The organism is Nonomuraea sp. NPDC050663 (assembly GCF_044456985.1).
Classification (GTDB): Bacteria; Actinomycetota; Actinomycetes; order Streptosporangiales; family Streptosporangiaceae; genus Nonomuraea.
Window position 1 is genome coordinate 204,099 of sequence record NZ_JBITGL010000001.1, and the last position, 17,512, is coordinate 221,610.

Sequence of the window (17,512 nt, forward strand, 5' to 3'; positions counted from 1 at the left end):
CCCTGGTGGCCGGGCGTCAAACCCCGGCCACCTGGTACGGCGCAAGCCGTACCGCTATAGGGGTTCGGGGCTTCCCGGGCCCGAGTCTGAAGTAAGTCAGTCAGATTCTCTAAGGAGAGAACCAGTGGGCAAGGCCAAGTTCGAGCGGACTAAGCCGCACGTGAACATCGGCACCATTGGGCACATCGACCACGGCAAGACCACTCTGACCGCGGCGATCACCCAGGTGCTGCACAAGCGCTTCCCCGACATCAACGAGGCGACTCCGTTCGACAAGATCGACAAGGCGCCCGAGGAGAAGGCTCGTGGCATCACGATCTCCATCGCGCACGTCGAGTACCAGACCGAGAAGCGCCACTACGCTCACGTGGACTGCCCCGGTCACGCCGACTACGTGAAGAACATGATCACCGGTGCCGCCCAGATGGACGGCGCCATCCTGGTGGTCGCCGCCACCGACGGCCCGATGCCGCAGACCAAGGAGCACGTGCTCCTGGCCCGCCAGGTCGGCGTCCCCTACATCGTCGTGGCTCTGAACAAGTCCGACATGGTGGACGACGAGGAGATCCTGGAGCTCGTCGAGCTCGAGGTCCGTGAGCTGCTCTCGGCTCAGGAGTTCCCCGGCGACGACCTGCCCGTGGTTCGCGTCTCCGCGCTCAAGGCGCTCGAGGGCGACACCAAGTGGGAAGACAGCATCATCGAGCTCATGACCGCTGTCGACGAGAGCGTGCCGGAGCCGGCCCGCGCCGTTGACAAGCCGTTCCTGATGCCGATCGAGGACGTCTTCTCGATCACCGGTCGTGGCACCGTCGTCACCGGTCGTATCGAGCGCGGTATCGTGAAGGTCAACGAGACCGTTGACATCATCGGTATCAAGGAGACGAAGACCACCACCACCGTCACCGGTGTGGAGATGTTCCGCAAGCTGCTCGACGAGGGCCAGGCGGGCGACAACGTCGGTCTGCTCCTCCGTGGCATCAAGCGCGAGGACGTCGAGCGCGGCCAGTGCATCATCAAGCCGGGCACCACGACCCCGCACACCGAGTTCGACGCCCAGGTCTACATCCTGAGCAAGGACGAGGGCGGCCGTCACACGCCGTTCTTCAACAACTACCGTCCTCAGTTCTACTTCCGTACGACTGACGTGACCGGCGTTGTGAACCTGCCCGAGGGCACCGAGATGGTCATGCCCGGCGACAACACCGAGATGCGCGTTGAGCTGATCCAGCCCATCGCCATGGAGGAAGGCCTCAAGTTCGCCATCCGTGAGGGTGGCCGGACCGTCGGCGCCGGCAACGTCGTCAAGATCCTCAAGTAGGTGGGAAGCGGCCGGTTCCTCCGGGAACCGGCCGCCTCTCTGTAGAAGGCTCCACTGAGAGCCGTGATCCAGCAGTTAGTTCGGTCACAGATTCCGAAGTAACTGCCGGATCACGGAATGAAACGGCAGATCGACAACGTCTGTCATGTGGGGTCACCCGGGAGAGAAAGTGCTTGGCCCGAGCATCTGCTCACAGGCGGTAACCTCTCCCACGCGGCAACCTGCCGCTCGTTACTTTTTCAGACGACAGTGAAGGACACCGAGGCCACTATGGCGGGACAGAAGATCCGCATTCGGCTCAAGGCCTATGACCACGAGGTCATCGACAGCTCGGCCAAGAAGATCGTCGAGACTGTGACGCGGACTGGAGCGAAGGTCGCTGGCCCGGTGCCGCTGCCGACCGAGAAGAACGTGTACTGCGTCATCCGCTCGCCGCACAAGTACAAGGACAGCCGCGAGCACTTTGAGATGCGCACGCACAAGCGGCTGATTGACATCATCGACCCGACGCCCAAGACCGTCGACTCGCTCATGCGACTCGACCTGCCGGCTGGCGTCGACATCTCGATCAAGCTCTGAGGGACACACTGACATGGCTAAGACGATCAAGGGCGTCCTGGGCAAGAAGCTCGGCATGACCCAGGTCTTCGACGCGGACAACCGGCTCGTTCCGGTCACCGTGGTCGAGGCCGGTCCGTGTGTGGTGACCCGTATCCGCAACGCTGAGAAGGACGGCTACTCCGCCATCCAGCTCGGCTTCGGTCAGGTCGACCCCCGGAAGGTCAACAAGCCGCTCGGCGACTACCTGCGTAAGCACGACATCACCCCGCGCCGTTACTTCACGGAGATCCGTACCGACGACGCGAGCGACTACACCCTCGGCCAGGAGCTCCTCGCCGACACCTTCGAGGCCGGCCAGTACGTCGACGTGACTGGCAAGTCCAAGGGCAAGGGTTTCGCGGGTGTCATGAAGCGCCACGGCTTCAAGGGCCTAGGCGCCTCGCACGGTACGCAGCGCAAGCACCGCTCGCCGGGTTCCATCGGTGGCTGCGCCACCCCGGGCCGCGTTTTCAAGGGCCTGCGCATGGCTGGCCGGATGGGTAACGTCCGCACCACCGTGCAGAGCCTCAAGGTTCACGCCATCGACGCCGAGAAGGGCCTCATCCTGATCAAGGGTGCGATCCCCGGCGCGAACGGCAGCCTGGTTCTCGTCCGCACCGCTGCTAAGAAGGGGGCCAAGTGAGCACCATCGACGTCCTCGACGCCAGCGGCTCCAAGACGGGCTCCGTCGACCTTCCCGAAGACATCTTCGGCGCCAAGGTCAACGTTCCGCTGATCCACCAGGTGGTCGTGGCCCAGCTCGCCGCTCGCCGGCAGGGCACCCACAAGGCCAAGACCCGTGGCGAAGTCCGCGGTGGTGGCAAGAAGCCGTACCGCCAGAAGGGCACCGGTCGCGCCCGTCAGGGTTCGACCCGCGCGCCGCAGTTCACCGGCGGTGGCACCGTCCACGGCCCGGTTCCGCGCGACTACTCGCAGCGGACCCCCAAGAAGATGAAGGCCGCCGCTCTGCGTGGCGCGCTGTCGGACCGCGCGTCCGGCAACCGCGTGCACGTGGTGAGCAGCCTGGTCACGGGTGACACGCCCAAGACCAAGGCGACTCTGGAGGCCCTGCGCAAGATCACCCAGGGTGTGCGCGTTCTCGTCGTCGTCGACGAGACCGACCAGCTGACCTGGCTGAGCCTGCGCAACGCCCCGGAGGTCCACCTGCTGGACGCCGGGCAGCTCAACACCTATGACGTGCTCTGCAGCGATGACGTGGTCTTCACCCAGGAGGCGTACGACCAGGTCGTGGCTCGGCTGAGCCAGGGCGCTGGGAAGGAAGACGCCTGATGGAGAAGATCGCCGACCCGCGCGACATCATCATCAAGCCCGTGGTCTCCGAGAAGAGCTACGGCCTGATCGATGAGAACAACAAGTACACGTTCCTGGTGAAGAAGACCGCGAACAAGACCGCGATCAAGATCGCGATCGAGAAGATCTTCGAGGTCAAGGTCACCAGCGTGAACACGATCAACCGGCAGGGCAAGCGCAAGCGCACCCGCACCGGTTTCGGCAAGCGTCCCGACACCAAGCGCGCGATTGTGAGCCTGGCCGAGGGTGACCGCATCGACATCTTCGGTGCGGTCGGCTGAAGCCCTTCAGGGGGCTGAATCGGGCCAGGGATCCACGGATCCCCGGCCCACCCCTCCCGGCCTGACCGGGAGAGGCCTCCACGACCGCGACCAGCGGACGAGGAGGCGCGCTTGACCAGCGAACCCCTCCGGGGCCGCCCAGGTGGCACCCGGCAGGGGTCGTGGCATGCGCACTGTAGTGAAAGAAGAGGCGAGGAGCCTCATGGCTCTGAGTCTCACCGACAAAGGATGAACGAAAAAGATGGGCATCCGTAAGTACAAGCCGACGACCCCGGGTCGCCGCGGCTCGAGTGTCTCGGACTTCTCCGAGATCACCCGCAGCACGCCCGAGAAGTCGCTGCTTGCTCCCCTTCACAGCAAGGGCGGCCGCAACGCTCACGGTCGAGTGACCGCTCGCCACCAGGGCGGTGGCCACAAGCGCGCCTACCGGATCATCGACTTCCGCAGGCATGACAAGGACGGCATCCCGGCCAAGGTCGCTCACATCGAGTACGACCCCAACCGCACCGCCAACATCGCTCTGCTGCACTACGCCGACGGCGAGAAGCGCTACATCATCGCGCCGACCGGCCTCAAGCAGGGTGACCGCGTCGAGAACGGCGCCGGCGCTGACATCAAGCCGGGCAACTGCCTCCCGCTGCGCAACATCCCGACCGGTACCTTCATCCACGCGGTGGAGCTCCGTCCGGGTGGTGGCGCGAAGCTGGGCCGGTCCGCGGGCGCTCAGATCCAGCTGCTCGCGAAGGAAGGCCAGTACGCCACGCTGCGTATGCCCTCCGGCGAAATGCGCATGGTCGACGTCCGCTGCCGCGCCGCGGTCGGCCAGGTCGGCAACGCCGAGCAGGGCAACATCAACTGGGGTAAGGCCGGCCGTATGCGGTGGAAGGGCAAGCGCCCGACCGTCCGTGGTGTCGCGATGAACCCTGTGGACCACCCGCACGGTGGTGGTGAGGGTAAGACCTCCGGTGGTCGCCACCCGGTCAACCCGAAGGGTAAGCCCGAGGGCCGTACCCGCGCGGCGAACAAGGCCAGCGACAGGCTGATCATCCGCCGTCGTTCTAAGAGGAAGAAGCGGTAGGAGCAGCCAGTATGCCTCGTAGCCTTAAGAAGGGTCCCTTCGTGGACGGCCACCTTCAGAAGAAGGTCGACGTCCAGAACGAGAAGGGCACGAAGAACGTCATCAAGACGTGGTCGCGGCGCTCCATGATCGTGCCGTCCATGATCGGTCACACGATCGCCGTCCACGACGGCCGCAAGCACGTGCCGGTGTTCGTCACCGACTCGATGATCGGCCACAAGCTCGGCGAGTTCGCGCCGACGCGCACGTTCCGCAGCCACGTCAAGGAAGACCGCCGCAGCCGGCGGTAGCCAGCAGAAGTAGGAGAAAGCGATGGAAGCCAGGGCTCAGGCGCGGTTCGTCCGTGTCACGCCCCAGAAGGCCCGCCGTGTGGTGGACCTCATTCGCGGACTGCCCGCTTCGCAGGCGCAGGCCGTGCTGCAGTTCGCTCCGCAGTCCGCGAGCGAGCCGATCTACAAGGTGCTCAGCTCCGCCATGGCGAACGCCGAGCACAACTTCGACCTCGACCCGGCCACGCTCGTCGTGAGCCGCGTGTGGGTCGACGAGGGCCCGACGCTGAAGCGGTTCCGTCCGCGCGCCCAGGGTCGTGCCTACCGGATCAACAAGCGGACCAGCCACATCACTGTGATCGTGGAATCCCGCGAGCCGAAGGGAAGGACCCGATAGTGGGCCAGAAGGTTAACCCGCACGGGTTCCGCCTCGGCATCACGACCGACTTCAAGAGCCGGTGGTACGCCGACAAGCTCTACAAGTCGTACGTCGCAGAGGACGTTGCCATCCGCCGCATGCTCCAGAAGGGCATGGAGCGCGCCGGCATCTCCAAGGTCGAGATCGAGCGCACGACGGACCGCGTGCAGGTGGACATCCACACCGCGCGTCCCGGCATCGTCATCGGCCGTCGCGGCGCTGAGGCGGACCGTATCCGTGGCGACCTCGAGAAGCTGACCAAGAAGCAGGTCCAGCTGAACATCCTCGAGGTCAAGAACCCCGAGATCGACGCGCAGCTCGTCGCCCAGGGTGTCGCCGAGCAGCTGTCCAGCCGTGTCTCGTTCCGCCGCGCCATGCGCAAGGCGATGCAGTCCGCCATGAAGTCCGGCGCCAAGGGCATCCGTGTCCAGTGCTCCGGTCGTCTCGGCGGCGCTGAGATGTCCCGGTCGGAGTTCTACCGCGAGGGTCGCGTGCCGCTGCACACCCTTCGCGCGGACATCGACTACGGCTTCTACGAGGCCCGTACCACCTTCGGCCGCATCGGCGTGAAGGTGTGGATCTACAAGGGTGAGGCTCCGACCAGCCGCGCCGAGCGTGAGGCGGCTGCCGCCGGCGCTCGTGCCGGTCAGCGTCGCGAGCGCGACGACCGTCGTGGCGGTGGCGGTGGAGACCGTCCGCGTCGCGGTGGTGCCGGTCGTGGCGAGCGTCGCGGTGGCGGCGCGGGCCGCGCCCCCCGTTCCGAGGCCCAGGCCTCTGAGTCCCAGGCCGCTCAGCCGGTCGCTGAAGGGAGCTGACCATGCTGATCCCTCGCAGGGTCAAGCACCGCAAGCAGCACCGTCCTGACCGCAGCGGCGCTGCCAAGGGCGGCACCAGGGTCGTGTTCGGCGAGTTCGGCATCCAGGCTGTCGAGCACAGCTACGTGACGAACCGTCAGATCGAGTCCGCTCGTATCGCCATGACCCGTCACATCAAGCGAGGCGGAAAGGTGTGGATCAACATCTACCCCGACCGCCCGCTGACCAAGAAGCCGGCCGAGACCCGCATGGGTTCCGGTAAGGGTTCGCCGGAGTGGTGGATCGCCAACGTCAAGCCCGGTCGCGTGATGTTCGAGCTCAGCGGTGTCGCGGAGCCCGTGGCTCGTGAGGCGCTCAAGCGCGCGATCCACAAGCTCCCGATGAAGTGCAAGATCGTCAAGCGTGAAGTTGGGGAGGCGTGATGGCTAGGGGTCTGACCGCCGGCGATCTGCGTGAAGAGGACCAGGAGGGCCTGGTCCAGAAGCTGAAGGAAGCCAAGGAGGAGCTCTTCAACCTCCGCTTCCAGGCAGCCACCGGTCAGCTGGAGAGCCACGGGCGGCTCCGCGCTGTCCGCCGTGAGATCGCCCGAATCTACACCGTCATGCGTGAGCGCGAGCTCGGCATCATCCAGACGGTCGAGAAGGAGTCGAGCGATGTCTGAGGCTACCGAGACCACCCAGCGGAGCTACCGCAAGACCCGTGAGGGTCTGGTCGTCAGCGACAAGATGGACAAGACCGTGGTCGTGTCCGTCGAGGACCGCGTCAAGCACCCGCTGTACGGCAAGGTCATCCGCCGGACCAAGAAGTACAAGGCGCACGACGAGCAGAACGCCTGCGGCGTCGGCGACCGTGTCCTTCTGATGGAGACCCGTCCGATGTCGGCCACCAAGCGGTGGCGCGTCGTGGAGATCCTCGAGAAGGCCAAGTAGTACCTGGAGCCGGTGTGCTTGTGGTAATGAGCACACCGGCTCTAACGGTAAGCTGAGATTTCGCGCCTCCAGTGGGCTGTCGGCCCGGGAGGCGCGTTATCGCGCCTGCGTGGGGCTGTCCCCATGGAGGCGTCCAAGGGCAGGGTCCTCGAGCCCGCCGCCTGCGGGGCGATCCGCTGTGCCGTACGGCAGAGCAGGTTGTCGCCGTGGGACCAAGACCATGAAGTTCCGCAAGGCTCGCGCACGCGTGAGAACCGGCGGAGACCAACAGGAGTAGACGTGATCCAGCAGGAGTCGCGGCTCAAGGTCGCCGACAACACTGGTGCCAAGGAGATCCTTTGCATCCGTGTTCTCGGTGGCTCCGGCCGTCGCTACGCCGGCATCGGTGACATCATCGTCGCCACCGTCAAGGATGCCCTTCCCGGCTCGACCGGTGTGAAGAAGGGCGACGTCGTCAAGGCGGTCGTCGTTCGCACGACCAAGGAGCGCCGTCGTCCCGACGGTTCCTACATCCGCTTCGACGAGAACGCCGCCGTCATCATCAAGGACAGTGGCGACCCCCGTGGCACCCGCATCTTCGGCCCGGTCGGCCGTGAGCTGCGCGACAAGAAGTTCATGCGCATCATCTCGCTCGCTCCGGAGGTGCTGTGATGCCGAAGTCTCTGCACGTGAAGAAGGGTGACCTGGTCCAGGTCATCGCTGGCAAGGACAAGGGCGCCAAGGGCCGTGTCATCGCCGTTCACCTCGCCGCCGAGCGCGTCGTGGTCGAGGGCGTCAACATGGTGACCAAGCACCAGAAGGAGAACTTCCAGGGCCCGCGCGGCGCCAAGAGCGGCGGTGTGCAGCGCATGGAGGCTCCTATTCACGTGAGCAACGTGAAGAAGGCCAAGGACGACAAGCCTGCCGACAAGAAGGCCGACAAGCCGGCCAAGGAGTCGGAGGGTGAGGACAAGTAATGACTGAGACGACTGTCGAGCGTCCCACCCCTCGCCTGAAGACGAAGTACCGCGAGGAGATCATCGCCAAGCTCCGCGAGGAGTTCGGCATCGAGAACGTCATGCTGGTGCCCGGCCTGACCAAGATCAAGGTCAACATGGGTGTCGGCGAGGCCGCTCGCGACTCCAAGCTGATCGAGGGCGCCGTGCGCGACCTCACCGTGATCACCGGCCAGAAGCCCGCCGTGGTCCGCGCCCGCAAGTCCATCGCGCAGTTCAAGCTGCGTGAGGGCATGCCGATCGGCGCCCACGTCACCCTGCGTGGCGACCGCATGTGGGAGTTCCTGGACCGGCTGCTGTCGCTGGCGCTGCCGCGTATCCGTGACTTCCGCGGCCTTTCGCCCAAGCAGTTCGACGGCAACGGGAACTACACCTTCGGTCTGACCGAGCAGGTCATGTTCCACGAGGTCGACCAGGACAAGGTCGACCGGCCCCGCGGTATGGACATCACTCTGGTGACCACCGCGAAGACCGACGACCAGGGCCGGGCGCTGCTCAAGCACCTCGGGTTCCCGTTCAAGGAGGCCTGATCATGGCTAAGACGTCCCTGAAGGTGAAGGCCGCGCGCAAGGCGAAGTTCTCCGTGCGCGCCTACACCCGGTGCTCGCGCTGCGGCCGTCCGCGCGCCGTCTACAAGAAGTTCGGCCTGTGCCGCGTGTGCTTCCGTGAGATGGCGCACCGCGGCGAGCTGCCGGGCATCACCAAGTCCAGCTGGTAACAGCTTGCATGTCCCGGCGCCTGCGAAGGCGCCGGGGCACATATGCCCGGTTCTCCGGGCTGGTTATGTAAATCAGGTCGCTTCCGCGACCGTGACCACGCTGTAGGTCCACCGGTAGAGCTCTGCTCGGCCGACTGGAAACCGCGGCGAGGAAGGCCGTTGGCCATGACGATGACCGACCCGATCGCAGACATGTTGACACGTCTGCGCAACGCGAATTCGGCATACCACGACTCCGTGACGATGCCGTATTCGAAGATCAAGGCGCACATCGCCGAGATCCTCCAGCAGGAGGGCTACATCCAGTCTTGGACCGTTGAGGAAGCCAAGCCTGCGAGGCAGCTCGTCGTGGAGCTGAAGTTCGGGCCGAGCCGTGAGCGTTCGCTTGCGGGGCTGCGCCGGGTTTCCAAGCCCGGGCTGCGTGTATACGCGAAGAAGGACAACCTGCCTCGAGTCCTGGGCGGGCTGGGCGTCGCGATCATCTCGACGTCCGCCGGTCTCATGACCGACAAGCAGGCCGGCAAGCGTGGCGTGGGCGGCGAAGTCCTCGCCTACGTCTGGTAACGAGGGGAGGTACTTAGCATGTCGCGAATCGGACGACTGCCGATCCCCGTGCCAGGCGGCGTCGAGGTGAAGATCGACGGCCAGAGTGTCGAGGTGAAGGGTCCCAAGGGCACCCTGAACCACACGGTGGCCGACCCGATCACGGTGGCGCTGGAGGACGGCTCTGTGACCGTCGCCCGCCCGACCGACGAGAACAAGGTGCGTGCTCTGCACGGCCTGTCTCGCACGCTGATCGCCAATATGGTGCAGGGTGTCACGCAGGGTTACACCAAGACGCTTGAGATCGTCGGTGTCGGTTACCGCGTCGCGGCCAAGGGCCCGACGCAGCTGGAGTTCGCTCTCGGTTTCAGCCACCCGGTGATCGTCGATGCCCCTGAGGGGATCACCTTCCGCGTGGAGAAGCCGACGCTCTTCCACGTCGACGGCATCGACAAGCAGAAGGTCGGCGAGATCGCCGCGAACATCCGCAAGATCCGCAAGCCCGACCCCTACAAGGGCAAGGGTGTGCGGTACCAGGGTGAGCAGATCCGCCGCAAGGTCGGAAAGGCTGGTAAGTAACGATGGCTGGCAAGATCGCACACGGCAGGCACACCGCTGCTCGCGCCGTCTCGCGGGCCCGTCGCCACAGCCGGATCCGCAAGAAGGTCTTCGGTACGGCGGAGCGCCCGCGCCTCGTCGTCAACCGCTCGACCCGTCACATGTTCGTCCAGATCGTGGACGACAACGCCGGCCACACGCTGGTGAGCGCCTCCACCATGGACGCCTCGCTGCGCACGGTCGAGGGCGACAAGACGGCTAAGGCCAAGAAGGTCGGCGAGCTTCTCGCTCAGCGGGCCAAGGAAGCCGGTATCTCCGCGGTCGTCTTCGACCGTGGCGGAAACCGGTACGCCGGCCGCATCGCGGCCCTGGCGGACAGCGCCCGCGAAGGTGGGCTCGAGTTCTAATGGCTACTGAGATGAGGAACCACTGATGGCTGCAGCTCCGCGTCGCGGTGGCGGCACCGGTGGCGAGCGGCGGGACCGTCGTGACGACCGCCGCGGCGGCGCCGCCGACAAGGGCGTCTCGTACATCGAGCGCGTAGTAAAGATCAACCGAGTGGCCAAGGTCGTGAAGGGTGGTCGTCGCTTCAGCTTCACCGCCCTGGTCGTCGTCGGTGACGGCAACGGCATGGTCGGCGTCGGCTACGGCAAGGCCAAGGAAGTTCCCGCGGCCATCGCCAAGGGCGTCGAAGAGGCCAAGAAGCACTTCTTCCGCGTGCCCCGCATCCAGGGCACCATCCCGCACACCGTGCAGGGTGAGGAGGCGGCCGGCGTGGTGTTCCTGCGTCCGGCGTCGCCCGGTACCGGTGTCATCGCCGGTGGTCCGGTCCGCGCCGTCCTGGAGTGCGCCGGCATTCACGACGTGCTGTCGAAGTCGCTCGGCTCCGACAACCCGATCAACATCGTCCACGCCACCGTGGCGGCGCTGAAGGGTCTGTCGACCCCCGAGGCGATCGCCGCCCGTCGTGGTCTGGCGATCGAGGACGTCGCTCCCAAGGCCATGCTGAAGGCTCGCGCCGACGGTCTGGCCGAGGCTGCCGCGGCGGCTAAGGCGGTGAGCTAGTCATGGGGCGCCTGAAGATCACTCAGGTTCGTTCGAAGATCGGTGGCAAGCAGGACCAGCGTGACTCGCTGCGTTCGCTTGGCCTGAAGCGAATCGGCGACGTCGTGGTCAAGGAGGACCGCCCGGAGATCCGCGGCATGGTCCACAAGGTCACGCACCTCGTCGACGTGGAAGAGGTCGACTAGTCATGACTGACAAGGCTCCGCTCAAGATTCACGACCTCCGTCCGGCCCCTGGCGCCAACAAGGCCAAGATCCGCAAGGGTCGCGGCGAGGCGTCCAAGGGTAAGACGGCCGGTCGCGGCACCAAGGGCACGCACGCCCGCAACACGGTCCACCTCGGTTTCGAGGGTGGCCAGGTGCCGCTGCAGCGCCGCCTGCCGAAGCTCAAGGGCTTCAGCAACGCGCTGTTCAAGACGACCTACCAGGTCGTCAACCTCGACAAGCTCGGCGAGCTGTTCCCCCAGGGTGGCGACGTCACCGTGGAGACGCTGGTCGCCAAGGGTGCCGTGCGCAAGAACCAGCCGGTCAAGGTCCTTGGCACCGGCGAGATCTCTGTCGCTGTGAACGTGACGGCTCACGCCTTCTCGTCCTCGGCGAAGGAGAAGATCGCCGCTGCCGGTGGTTCCGCCACCGAGCTGTAACAGCAGCCACGGGAAACGTGGCCACCGGAGCGCGTCCGCGCGCTTCGGCCCACGTTTCCCATTGGTTACGAGGCGCGGGGGTTCTGCAATGGGCTCCCGCGCCCGTAGTGCGTTAGAGTTCGCCGAGACGGCATTACTGCCGTCTTGTCTGACCCGAGAAATCAGATGGCAGATCCCCGCACCATCGCAGACCCATATCGCCTTCCAGGCGCGCAGGAGGGACCGTGCTGACCGCGTTTACCCGGGCGTTCCGGACGCCGGACCTGCGCAAGAAGTTGCTCTTCACTTTGGGCATCATCGCGCTGTTCCGCTTCGGCTCGGTTCTCCCGACTCCGGGTGTTGACGTCAACAACATCAGAGAGTGTTACGCCATCGCGCGTGAAAGCTCCGCTAGCAACATCTACGGGATGGTGCAGCTCTTCAGCGGCGGCGCTCTCCTGAAGCTGTCGGTGTTCGCGCTGGGCATCATGCCGTACATCACGGCAAGCATCATTCTGCAACTGCTCGTGGTCGTGATCCCCCGACTCGAGGCCCTCAAGAAGGAGGGCCAGGCCGGTCAGACGAAGATCACGCAGTACACCCGTTACCTGACCATCGGTCTCGCGGTGCTGCAGTCGACCGCCTTCATCGCCCTGGCCCGCAGCGGCCAGCTGTTCCAGGGCTGCAACCTCGACGTGCTGCTCAACCCCGACGACGTCTTCCAGATCATCACCATGGTCGTCATCATGACGGCCGGCACCTCGGTCATCATGTGGCTGGGTGAGCTGATCACTGACCGCGGCGTCGGCAACGGCATGTCCATCCTGATCTTCACCCAGGTCGTGGCGGTCTTCCCGTCCGAGCTGGCCAGCATCTTCCAGCAGAGCCCGTTCACCTTCACGGCGGTTCTGATCGTCGGCATCTTCATGATCGCCGCGGTCGTCTTCGTCGAGCAGGCGCAGCGCCGCATCCCGGTGCAGTACGCCAAGCGCATGGTGGGCCGGCGGATGTACGGCGGCACCTCCACCTACATCCCGCTGAAGGTCAACCAGGCCGGCATCATCCCGGTCATCTTCGCCTCGTCGCTGCTCTACCTCCCGCAGCTGCTGACCTCGCTGTTCGCCAACACGGAAGACCCCAACCCGGTCATCCAGTGGATCGCGACCAACCTGGCCACCGGCACGGGTCCGTGGTACATGGGCATCTTCTTCGCGCTGATCATCTTCTTCACCTACTTCTACGTCTCCATCACCTTCAACCCCGTTGAAGTCGCTGACAACATGAAGAAGTACGGTGGGTTCATCCCGGGCATCCGTCCGGGCCGGCCGACAGCCGAATATCTGGGCTACGTGCTCAACCGCCTGACCGCCCCCGGTTCGCTTTACCTGGGTCTGATCTCCATGGTCCCGATCATCGCGCTGTCGATCGCAGGCGCGAGCCAGAACTTCCCGTTCGGAGGGACGAGCATTCTGATCATGGTCGGCGTTGGACTTGACACCGTGAAGCAGATCGAAAGCCAGCTCCAGCAGCGCAACTACGAAGGTTTCCTGCGGTAGATGCGTCTGGTTCTGGTTGGGCCCCCCGGAGCGGGTAAGGGGACGCAGGCCCAGTACATCGCATCGAATCTGTCGATCCCGAAAATCTCGACAGGTGACATCTTCCGTGCCAACGTCTCTGGCGGCACGGAGCTCGGCAAGCTCGCCAAGTCCTACATGGACAAGGGCGACCTGGTGCCCGACGAGGTCACCGTCGCCATGGTCCGTGACCGGCTGTCCGAGGACGACGCGCAGGACGGTTTCCTGCTCGACGGCTTCCCCCGGAACGTGCCGCAGGCCGAGGTCCTCAAGAAGATGCTCGAGGAATGGGGTCGTCCGCTCGACATCGTCCTCAACCTGATCGTCGACGACGAGGAGGTCGTGCGCCGGCTCGCCGGTCGCCGCACCTGCAGCCAGTGCGGTCGCATCTGGCACGTCGAGTTCGACGACAAGAAGGACGACAAGTGCGACGCGTGCGGGGGCCAGCTCTTCCAGCGCGACGACGACAAGGAGGAGACCGTCAGGCACCGCCTGGAGGTCTACCAGGAGCAGACCGCTCCCCTCATCGAGTTCTACGCCGATGAGGGCATCCTGGTCGGGGTCGACGCCACCGGACCGGTGGAGGAGATCACCCGGCGCGCCATGGACGCGCTGAGGCCCTTCCAGGACTGACGTTCGTTGTTTGTGAGAGAGGTCCCTCGCGGATTGCGCGAGGGACCTTTCTGTTGATGCCGTTATTGTTGGGGGATTAGCCCGATGGGGGGTGGCCGCAAGGTGTTCAAGAAGAACAGGCATGGCATCCAGATCAAGTCGGCCGAGCAGCTGGAGAAGATGCGTGCCGCCGGACTGGTCGTGGGGCGCACGCTGGAGCTGCTGCGGCAGTCGGTCCAGCCGGGGATGACCCCGCTCGACCTCGACGCCATCGCCGAGAAGGCGATCCGCGACGAGGGTGCGATCCCGTCGTTCAAGGGCTACCAGGGGTTCCCCGCCACGATCTGCGCGTCGGTCAACGACGAGGTCGTCCACGGCATCCCCGGCGACTCGCGCAAGCTCGCCGACGGCGACGTCATCTCGATCGACTGCGGCGCCATCCTCGACGGCTGGCACGGAGACTCCGCGATCACGGTCCCGGTGGGTGAGGTCGACCCCGCTCTGACCGAGCTCATGCGGGTGACGGAGGAGTCGATGTGGCGGGGGATCGCGGCGCTGACCGTCGGCCGCCACCTGTCCGACATCGGCTACGAGATCGAGAAGTACATCCGCTCGCAGGGCAAGTACGGCATCCCGCAGGAGTACGGCGGACACGGCATCGGCACCGAGATGCACATGGACCCGTGGGTCGCCAACCACGGCAGGCCGGGCAGGGGACCGGTGCTCGAGGCGGGCATGTGCCTGGCCATCGAGCCGATGGTCAACCTGGGCACCCACCGCACGCGCGTCCTGGCCGACGACTGGACCGTCGTCACGATCGACGGCAAGGCCTCCGCACACTTCGAACACAGCGTCGCCGTGACACATAATGGTCCTTGGGTGCTCACCGCCATAGATGGGGGCGAAGGGCGCCTTTCGACCCTGCTGAACTAGATCCGCCGGGAGTGGTGGCAATGGCGCAGAGCCCCGAGATGCGTGCCTCCGATGTCGATCGTGACCGGGTGGCCGCGGTGCTGCGCGAGCACACCGCAGAGGGCCGCATCACCGTCGACGAGTTCAACGAGCGGCTGGAAGACGTCTACAAGGCCAAGACCTACGGCGAGCTGGCCAGGGTGACGGCCGACCTGCCCGACGTCGACATGCGCGCGCGGCCCGCCCGCACGCCGGCGCCGATCGCGAACAAGGAAGCGCACACCGGCATGCGCGCCGCCTGGGCGGCCTGGGCCGCGGCCAGCGCGGTCAACTGGGTGATCTGGCTGATCATCAGCCTGTCGACCGGCGACTTCATCTACCCGTGGCCGCTGTGGGTGATGGGCCCGTGGGGCGCGATCCTCCTGGTTAGCACGCTGTTCGGTACCGGCCCCCAGAAGCGTTGAGTGCACTAATACGTTCTGTGCATTCCTCCACAGAAGTGGAAAGCGAATCTTCCTAACGTGTGCGGTGTCGGAACAAGCCGGCACCCACACCGAAGGATCAGAAGATGCGCAAGATTCTCGCAGCGGCCGCCCTTACCGGCTCCATCGCGCTGACCGGCATGGCCGTCGCGCCCGCCGCCCAGGCCGCCACCGCCGCCCCCTCCACGAGCGCCGGATCCTGGGGCAAGTACTTCTCCAGCGACGGCAAGGCCTACACCTTCGGCAACACCTTCAAGAAGAGCGGTGTCGTCCACACCTACTGGTACGGCGTCGACAAGAAGTTCGGCAAGAAGGGCTACGTCTGGTTCTGGTACTACAAGAACGGACACTGGTTCAAGAAGCTGTACTCCTGGGACGGCAAGACCGGCAAGCAGCACTGGTCGGGCCACGGCATCAAGAAGATCTACACCTACACCTGCTGGGGCGGCTCCCACTCCAACTGCGGCGGCAAGCACTGGATCTACAAGTAAGTCGCAGCGGTCTTCAGGGGGGTCCTGAACTTTCACGAGCGGCCCGCCGGCGCACATCGCCGGCGGGTCGCTCGACGTCTGTCCCAGTACGGCAGGCAAAAGACGGACTCTTTACTGCTCGCCATAGTTGGCGGTGGTGAGGTCGGGTAGGTGATCTTTGAGGTCAACCGTCGTATGGGGGAAACGATGGGCGGAGTCGTACAGGTCGCGCTGGGTGTGTTGGCAAGTGCCACGTTCGCGACCGGTGCGTCCGCCGGCGACCCGCGGGTCACCATCTATCCCCCCAACGCCAAGGCCGGGGACAAGGTCAGAATCTACGTGCACGAGTGCAGCACGACGACGACCGACATCTACGCCTCGTCGATGGCGTTCGAGGGCCGCCACGTGCAACTGGCGCGCAACGGCGGCCAGGGCGGCTGGATGGGCAGCGTCGAGATCGACGACGAGGCCGACTCCGCCGCGCACGAGGTGGTCGTCAGGTGCTCCAACCGCTACATCAAGGCCTACCTGACGGTGAACGGGCGGGGAGGCTACCCGCGCGTCGGACCGGACACCGGTGGCGGCGGGCTGGCCATGTCGGCCGCCGAGAGCGAGTCGGTGCGCACCATCTGGCTGATGGCCGCGGTCGGCACACTGATCGCGGCGAGCGGCCTGGGGATCGTCGCCGCGCGCAGGCGGCGCGGACAGTAGCACCGGTGGTCACGAAGACTCGTGCCTGCCCCGCGCCGCATGTCGGCGGCTTGCGGTGCGGGGCAGGCACGTGAAAGCGCGGGCCGGCGGGTGGGTGGTGCCGGCGCTCTTGATGCTGACCGCCTGCCTGCCCGTTCCGAGTGCCGTACCTCCTGAGCGGGCCGCCGTACCCGTGCCCGCGCCTGTGCCCGTGCCCGTGTCTGCGCCTGCGCCCGCTCCCGTGTCCATGCCCCTGGCCGCGCCTGCTTCCATGCCTGCGTCGCTGCCTGCCTCCATGCCTTCGCGGGCTGAGGGGGACTGGCCGCGGCCGTATGGCGGGGAGCTGGGCCGTGCGGAGCCGACCCGAGTGATCATCCCGAGGCTGAAGGTGAGCGCGCCGCTCGTCGTGCTGGGCATCGAGTCCGACGGTTCGCTCGCCGTACCGCCACTCGACCACGCGAACGTCGCCGGCTGGTTCAGCGGCGGGCCGACGCCGGGGGAGTGGGGCTCGGCGGTGATCGCCGGGCACCTCGACACCAGGACGGGGCCCGCGGTCTTCGCCCGGCTCGGCGAGCTGGCCAGGGGAGACGTCGTCGGGGTCGCCCGCGCGGACGGGACGGTCGCGGTCTTCGAGGTGCGGCGTCTGGAGCGCACGCCCAAGGCCGAGTTCCCCGCCGACCGGGTGTACGGCCCGGCGGACGGGCGGGAGCTGCGGCTGGTGACATGCGGCGGCGACTTCGACAGCGCCAAACGTTCGTACAGCCACAACGTGATCGTGCACGCGTTGTTCAGCGCGGCGTACCTGGCAACCGATCTGAGGTAGTCTGGAGCATGGTTGTGTCGGGACACCCGGCGCGCGTTTCGCGTTTTCCGCCAAGGTGTCGTACACTCCTTAGTCGGCTCACTATGACCATTGTGCGTGAGTGACCTAGCTGGTTACCGCTCTCTCAAGCGTTGCGCATGGTCGCGGCTGCTAGTGAACCGATGCCTCAGACGACCGATCAGTGAAACGCGAGGGATTTTGGCCAAGAAAGACGGCGCCATCGAGATCGAGGGCACTGTTATCGAGTCGCTCCCGAACGCCATGTTCAGGGTGCAGCTCGACAACGGCCATAAGGTCCTGGCCCACATCAGCGGACGGATGCGGATGCACTACATCCGGATCCTGCCTGACGACAGGGTTGTCGTGGAACTGAGCCCTTACGACCTCAGTCGTGGGCGGATCGTCTACCGGTACAAGTAAGAGCGTCTG

Annotated in this window: 30 protein-coding genes; all 30 read left to right on the top strand. The window is 65.7% G+C overall.

Annotation, left to right across the window (positions count from 1 at the left end; all coding sequences use genetic code 11):
• Positions 1 to 124 precede the first annotated feature (124 nt).
• The gene (gene tuf / locus ACIBH1_RS01050) at positions 125 to 1,318 is read left to right on the top strand and encodes an elongation factor Tu (protein ID WP_397311508.1); all 1,194 of its coding nucleotides are present in this window, start codon (positions 125 to 127) and stop codon (positions 1,316 to 1,318) included.
• Positions 1,319 to 1,588: 270 nt separating this feature from the next.
• Positions 1,589 to 1,897 carry a 30S ribosomal protein S10 gene (gene rpsJ / locus ACIBH1_RS01055; protein WP_012887830.1) on the top strand — a complete coding sequence of 103 codons (309 nt, stop codon included), beginning with the start codon at positions 1,589 to 1,591 and terminating at the stop codon, positions 1,895 to 1,897.
• Between the two features lie 13 nt (positions 1,898 to 1,910).
• Positions 1,911 to 2,561, top strand: coding sequence for a 50S ribosomal protein L3 (rplC, locus tag ACIBH1_RS01060; RefSeq protein ID WP_397311509.1), 651 nt, complete (start codon positions 1,911 to 1,913; stop codon positions 2,559 to 2,561).
• A complete protein-coding gene (gene rplD, locus ACIBH1_RS01065) occupies positions 2,558 to 3,208 on the top strand; it encodes a 50S ribosomal protein L4 (RefSeq protein ID WP_397311510.1) in 651 nt (216 codons plus the stop codon). The genes rplC and rplD overlap by 4 nt, the downstream gene beginning before the upstream one ends.
• The gene (gene rplW / locus ACIBH1_RS01070; RefSeq protein WP_397311511.1) at positions 3,208 to 3,510 is read left to right on the top strand and encodes a 50S ribosomal protein L23; all 303 of its coding nucleotides are present in this window, start codon (positions 3,208 to 3,210) and stop codon (positions 3,508 to 3,510) included. The genes rplD and rplW overlap by 1 nt, the downstream gene beginning before the upstream one ends.
• A gap of 241 nt (positions 3,511 to 3,751) precedes the next feature.
• Positions 3,752 to 4,588: a 50S ribosomal protein L2 gene (gene rplB / locus ACIBH1_RS01075; protein WP_397311512.1), complete on the top strand. Its 837-nt coding sequence runs from the start codon at positions 3,752 to 3,754 to the stop codon at positions 4,586 to 4,588.
• An 11-nt stretch (positions 4,589 to 4,599) separates the two neighbouring features.
• The gene (rpsS, locus tag ACIBH1_RS01080) at positions 4,600 to 4,878 is read left to right on the top strand and encodes a 30S ribosomal protein S19 (RefSeq protein ID WP_181615872.1); all 279 of its coding nucleotides are present in this window, start codon (positions 4,600 to 4,602) and stop codon (positions 4,876 to 4,878) included.
• A gap of 22 nt (positions 4,879 to 4,900) precedes the next feature.
• On the top strand, positions 4,901 to 5,254 hold the full coding sequence (gene rplV, locus ACIBH1_RS01085; protein ID WP_397311513.1) for a 50S ribosomal protein L22: 354 nt from the start codon (positions 4,901 to 4,903) through the stop codon (positions 5,252 to 5,254).
• Positions 5,254 to 6,090: a 30S ribosomal protein S3 gene (gene rpsC / locus ACIBH1_RS01090; protein ID WP_181615874.1), complete on the top strand. Its 837-nt coding sequence runs from the start codon at positions 5,254 to 5,256 to the stop codon at positions 6,088 to 6,090. The genes rplV and rpsC overlap by 1 nt, the downstream gene beginning before the upstream one ends.
• A gap of 2 nt (positions 6,091 to 6,092) precedes the next feature.
• Positions 6,093 to 6,512, top strand: coding sequence for a 50S ribosomal protein L16 (gene rplP / locus ACIBH1_RS01095; RefSeq protein WP_397311514.1), 420 nt, complete (start codon positions 6,093 to 6,095; stop codon positions 6,510 to 6,512).
• Positions 6,512 to 6,751, top strand: a complete 240-nt coding sequence (rpmC, locus tag ACIBH1_RS01100; RefSeq protein ID WP_181615876.1) for a 50S ribosomal protein L29 — start codon at positions 6,512 to 6,514, stop codon at positions 6,749 to 6,751. Before rplP ends, rpmC begins: the two co-directional genes overlap by 1 nt.
• Complete coding sequence (rpsQ, locus tag ACIBH1_RS01105; RefSeq protein ID WP_181615877.1) at positions 6,744 to 7,019, top strand: 30S ribosomal protein S17; 276 nt, start codon at positions 6,744 to 6,746, stop codon at positions 7,017 to 7,019. Before rpmC ends, rpsQ begins: the two co-directional genes overlap by 8 nt.
• A 279-nt stretch (positions 7,020 to 7,298) precedes the next feature.
• Positions 7,299 to 7,670, top strand: a complete 372-nt coding sequence (rplN, locus tag ACIBH1_RS01110; protein ID WP_132617254.1) for a 50S ribosomal protein L14 — start codon at positions 7,299 to 7,301, stop codon at positions 7,668 to 7,670.
• An 11-nt stretch (positions 7,671 to 7,681) separates the two neighbouring features.
• Positions 7,682 to 7,975 carry a 50S ribosomal protein L24 gene (rplX, locus tag ACIBH1_RS01115; protein WP_312895050.1) on the top strand — a complete coding sequence of 98 codons (294 nt, stop codon included), beginning with the start codon at positions 7,682 to 7,684 and terminating at the stop codon, positions 7,973 to 7,975.
• Positions 7,975 to 8,544, top strand: coding sequence for a 50S ribosomal protein L5 (rplE, locus tag ACIBH1_RS01120; protein ID WP_181615879.1), 570 nt, complete (start codon positions 7,975 to 7,977; stop codon positions 8,542 to 8,544). The genes rplX and rplE overlap by 1 nt, the downstream gene beginning before the upstream one ends.
• Before the next feature lie 2 nt (positions 8,545 to 8,546).
• A complete protein-coding gene (locus ACIBH1_RS01125; RefSeq protein ID WP_181615880.1) occupies positions 8,547 to 8,732 on the top strand; it encodes a type Z 30S ribosomal protein S14 in 186 nt (61 codons plus the stop codon).
• Between the two features lie 165 nt (positions 8,733 to 8,897).
• Positions 8,898 to 9,296: a 30S ribosomal protein S8 gene (gene rpsH / locus ACIBH1_RS01130; RefSeq protein ID WP_181615881.1), complete on the top strand. Its 399-nt coding sequence runs from the start codon at positions 8,898 to 8,900 to the stop codon at positions 9,294 to 9,296.
• A gap of 18 nt (positions 9,297 to 9,314) precedes the next feature.
• Positions 9,315 to 9,854 (top strand): 50S ribosomal protein L6, encoded by a 540-nt coding sequence (gene rplF, locus ACIBH1_RS01135; RefSeq protein ID WP_397311515.1) that lies wholly within the window; start codon positions 9,315 to 9,317, stop codon positions 9,852 to 9,854.
• 2 nt (positions 9,855 to 9,856) lie between these two features.
• Entirely contained in the window at positions 9,857 to 10,240 is a 384-nt protein-coding gene (gene rplR, locus ACIBH1_RS01140) for a 50S ribosomal protein L18 (protein ID WP_181615883.1), read from the top strand.
• Positions 10,241 to 10,265: 25 nt separating this feature from the next.
• Complete coding sequence (gene rpsE / locus ACIBH1_RS01145) at positions 10,266 to 10,898, top strand: 30S ribosomal protein S5 (protein ID WP_181615884.1); 633 nt, start codon at positions 10,266 to 10,268, stop codon at positions 10,896 to 10,898.
• 2 nt (positions 10,899 to 10,900) lie between these two features.
• Entirely contained in the window at positions 10,901 to 11,083 is a 183-nt protein-coding gene (rpmD, locus tag ACIBH1_RS01150; RefSeq protein ID WP_181615885.1) for a 50S ribosomal protein L30, read from the top strand.
• A gap of 2 nt (positions 11,084 to 11,085) precedes the next feature.
• A complete protein-coding gene (gene rplO / locus ACIBH1_RS01155) occupies positions 11,086 to 11,541 on the top strand; it encodes a 50S ribosomal protein L15 (RefSeq protein WP_397311516.1) in 456 nt (151 codons plus the stop codon).
• A 224-nt stretch (positions 11,542 to 11,765) separates the two neighbouring features.
• On the top strand, positions 11,766 to 13,076 hold the full coding sequence (gene secY / locus ACIBH1_RS01160) for a preprotein translocase subunit SecY (protein WP_397311517.1): 1,311 nt from the start codon (positions 11,766 to 11,768) through the stop codon (positions 13,074 to 13,076).
• The gene (locus tag ACIBH1_RS01165; RefSeq protein ID WP_181615888.1) at positions 13,077 to 13,727 is read left to right on the top strand and encodes an adenylate kinase; all 651 of its coding nucleotides are present in this window, start codon (positions 13,077 to 13,079) and stop codon (positions 13,725 to 13,727) included.
• A 102-nt stretch (positions 13,728 to 13,829) separates the two neighbouring features.
• A complete protein-coding gene (gene map, locus ACIBH1_RS01170) occupies positions 13,830 to 14,639 on the top strand; it encodes a type I methionyl aminopeptidase (protein ID WP_397311519.1) in 810 nt (269 codons plus the stop codon).
• 38 nt (positions 14,640 to 14,677) lie between these two features.
• On the top strand, positions 14,678 to 15,082 hold the full coding sequence (locus tag ACIBH1_RS01175) for a DUF1707 domain-containing protein (RefSeq protein ID WP_397311520.1): 405 nt from the start codon (positions 14,678 to 14,680) through the stop codon (positions 15,080 to 15,082).
• Between the two features lie 104 nt (positions 15,083 to 15,186).
• Entirely contained in the window at positions 15,187 to 15,591 is a 405-nt protein-coding gene (locus tag ACIBH1_RS01180) for a hypothetical protein (protein ID WP_397311521.1), read from the top strand.
• Between the two features lie 186 nt (positions 15,592 to 15,777).
• Positions 15,778 to 16,281, top strand: coding sequence for a hypothetical protein (locus ACIBH1_RS01185; RefSeq protein ID WP_397311522.1), 504 nt, complete (start codon positions 15,778 to 15,780; stop codon positions 16,279 to 16,281).
• A gap of 274 nt (positions 16,282 to 16,555) precedes the next feature.
• Entirely contained in the window at positions 16,556 to 17,083 is a 528-nt protein-coding gene (locus ACIBH1_RS01190; protein WP_397311523.1) for a class F sortase, read from the top strand.
• A 198-nt stretch (positions 17,084 to 17,281) separates the two neighbouring features.
• The gene (infA, locus tag ACIBH1_RS01195; protein ID WP_030508344.1) at positions 17,282 to 17,503 is read left to right on the top strand and encodes a translation initiation factor IF-1; all 222 of its coding nucleotides are present in this window, start codon (positions 17,282 to 17,284) and stop codon (positions 17,501 to 17,503) included.
• Positions 17,504 to 17,512 lie beyond the last annotated feature (9 nt).

Coding starts and splice junctions, on each gene's coding strand:
- rpsJ (WP_012887830.1), top strand. CDS start 1,589: ATGGCGGGACAGAAGATCCGCATTCGGCTCAAGGCCTATGACCACGAG.
- rplC (WP_397311509.1), top strand. CDS start 1,911: ATGGCTAAGACGATCAAGGGCGTCCTGGGCAAGAAGCTCGGCATGACC.
- rplW (WP_397311511.1), top strand. CDS start 3,208: ATGGAGAAGATCGCCGACCCGCGCGACATCATCATCAAGCCCGTGGTC.
- rplB (WP_397311512.1), top strand. CDS start 3,752: ATGGGCATCCGTAAGTACAAGCCGACGACCCCGGGTCGCCGCGGCTCG.
- rpsS (WP_181615872.1), top strand. CDS start 4,600: ATGCCTCGTAGCCTTAAGAAGGGTCCCTTCGTGGACGGCCACCTTCAG.
- rplV (WP_397311513.1), top strand. CDS start 4,901: ATGGAAGCCAGGGCTCAGGCGCGGTTCGTCCGTGTCACGCCCCAGAAG.
- rplP (WP_397311514.1), top strand. CDS start 6,093: ATGCTGATCCCTCGCAGGGTCAAGCACCGCAAGCAGCACCGTCCTGAC.
- rpmC (WP_181615876.1), top strand. CDS start 6,512: ATGGCTAGGGGTCTGACCGCCGGCGATCTGCGTGAAGAGGACCAGGAG.
- rpsQ (WP_181615877.1), top strand. CDS start 6,744: ATGTCTGAGGCTACCGAGACCACCCAGCGGAGCTACCGCAAGACCCGT.
- rplE (WP_181615879.1), top strand. CDS start 7,975: ATGACTGAGACGACTGTCGAGCGTCCCACCCCTCGCCTGAAGACGAAG.
- ACIBH1_RS01125 (WP_181615880.1), top strand. CDS start 8,547: ATGGCTAAGACGTCCCTGAAGGTGAAGGCCGCGCGCAAGGCGAAGTTC.
- rpsH (WP_181615881.1), top strand. CDS start 8,898: ATGACGATGACCGACCCGATCGCAGACATGTTGACACGTCTGCGCAAC.
- rplF (WP_397311515.1), top strand. CDS start 9,315: ATGTCGCGAATCGGACGACTGCCGATCCCCGTGCCAGGCGGCGTCGAG.
- rplR (WP_181615883.1), top strand. CDS start 9,857: ATGGCTGGCAAGATCGCACACGGCAGGCACACCGCTGCTCGCGCCGTC.
- rpsE (WP_181615884.1), top strand. CDS start 10,266: ATGGCTGCAGCTCCGCGTCGCGGTGGCGGCACCGGTGGCGAGCGGCGG.
- rpmD (WP_181615885.1), top strand. CDS start 10,901: ATGGGGCGCCTGAAGATCACTCAGGTTCGTTCGAAGATCGGTGGCAAG.
- rplO (WP_397311516.1), top strand. CDS start 11,086: ATGACTGACAAGGCTCCGCTCAAGATTCACGACCTCCGTCCGGCCCCT.
- ACIBH1_RS01165 (WP_181615888.1), top strand. CDS start 13,077: ATGCGTCTGGTTCTGGTTGGGCCCCCCGGAGCGGGTAAGGGGACGCAG.
- ACIBH1_RS01175 (WP_397311520.1), top strand. CDS start 14,678: ATGCGTGCCTCCGATGTCGATCGTGACCGGGTGGCCGCGGTGCTGCGC.
- ACIBH1_RS01180 (WP_397311521.1), top strand. CDS start 15,187: ATGCGCAAGATTCTCGCAGCGGCCGCCCTTACCGGCTCCATCGCGCTG.
- ACIBH1_RS01185 (WP_397311522.1), top strand. CDS start 15,778: ATGGGCGGAGTCGTACAGGTCGCGCTGGGTGTGTTGGCAAGTGCCACG.
- ACIBH1_RS01190 (WP_397311523.1), top strand. CDS start 16,556: ATGCCTTCGCGGGCTGAGGGGGACTGGCCGCGGCCGTATGGCGGGGAG.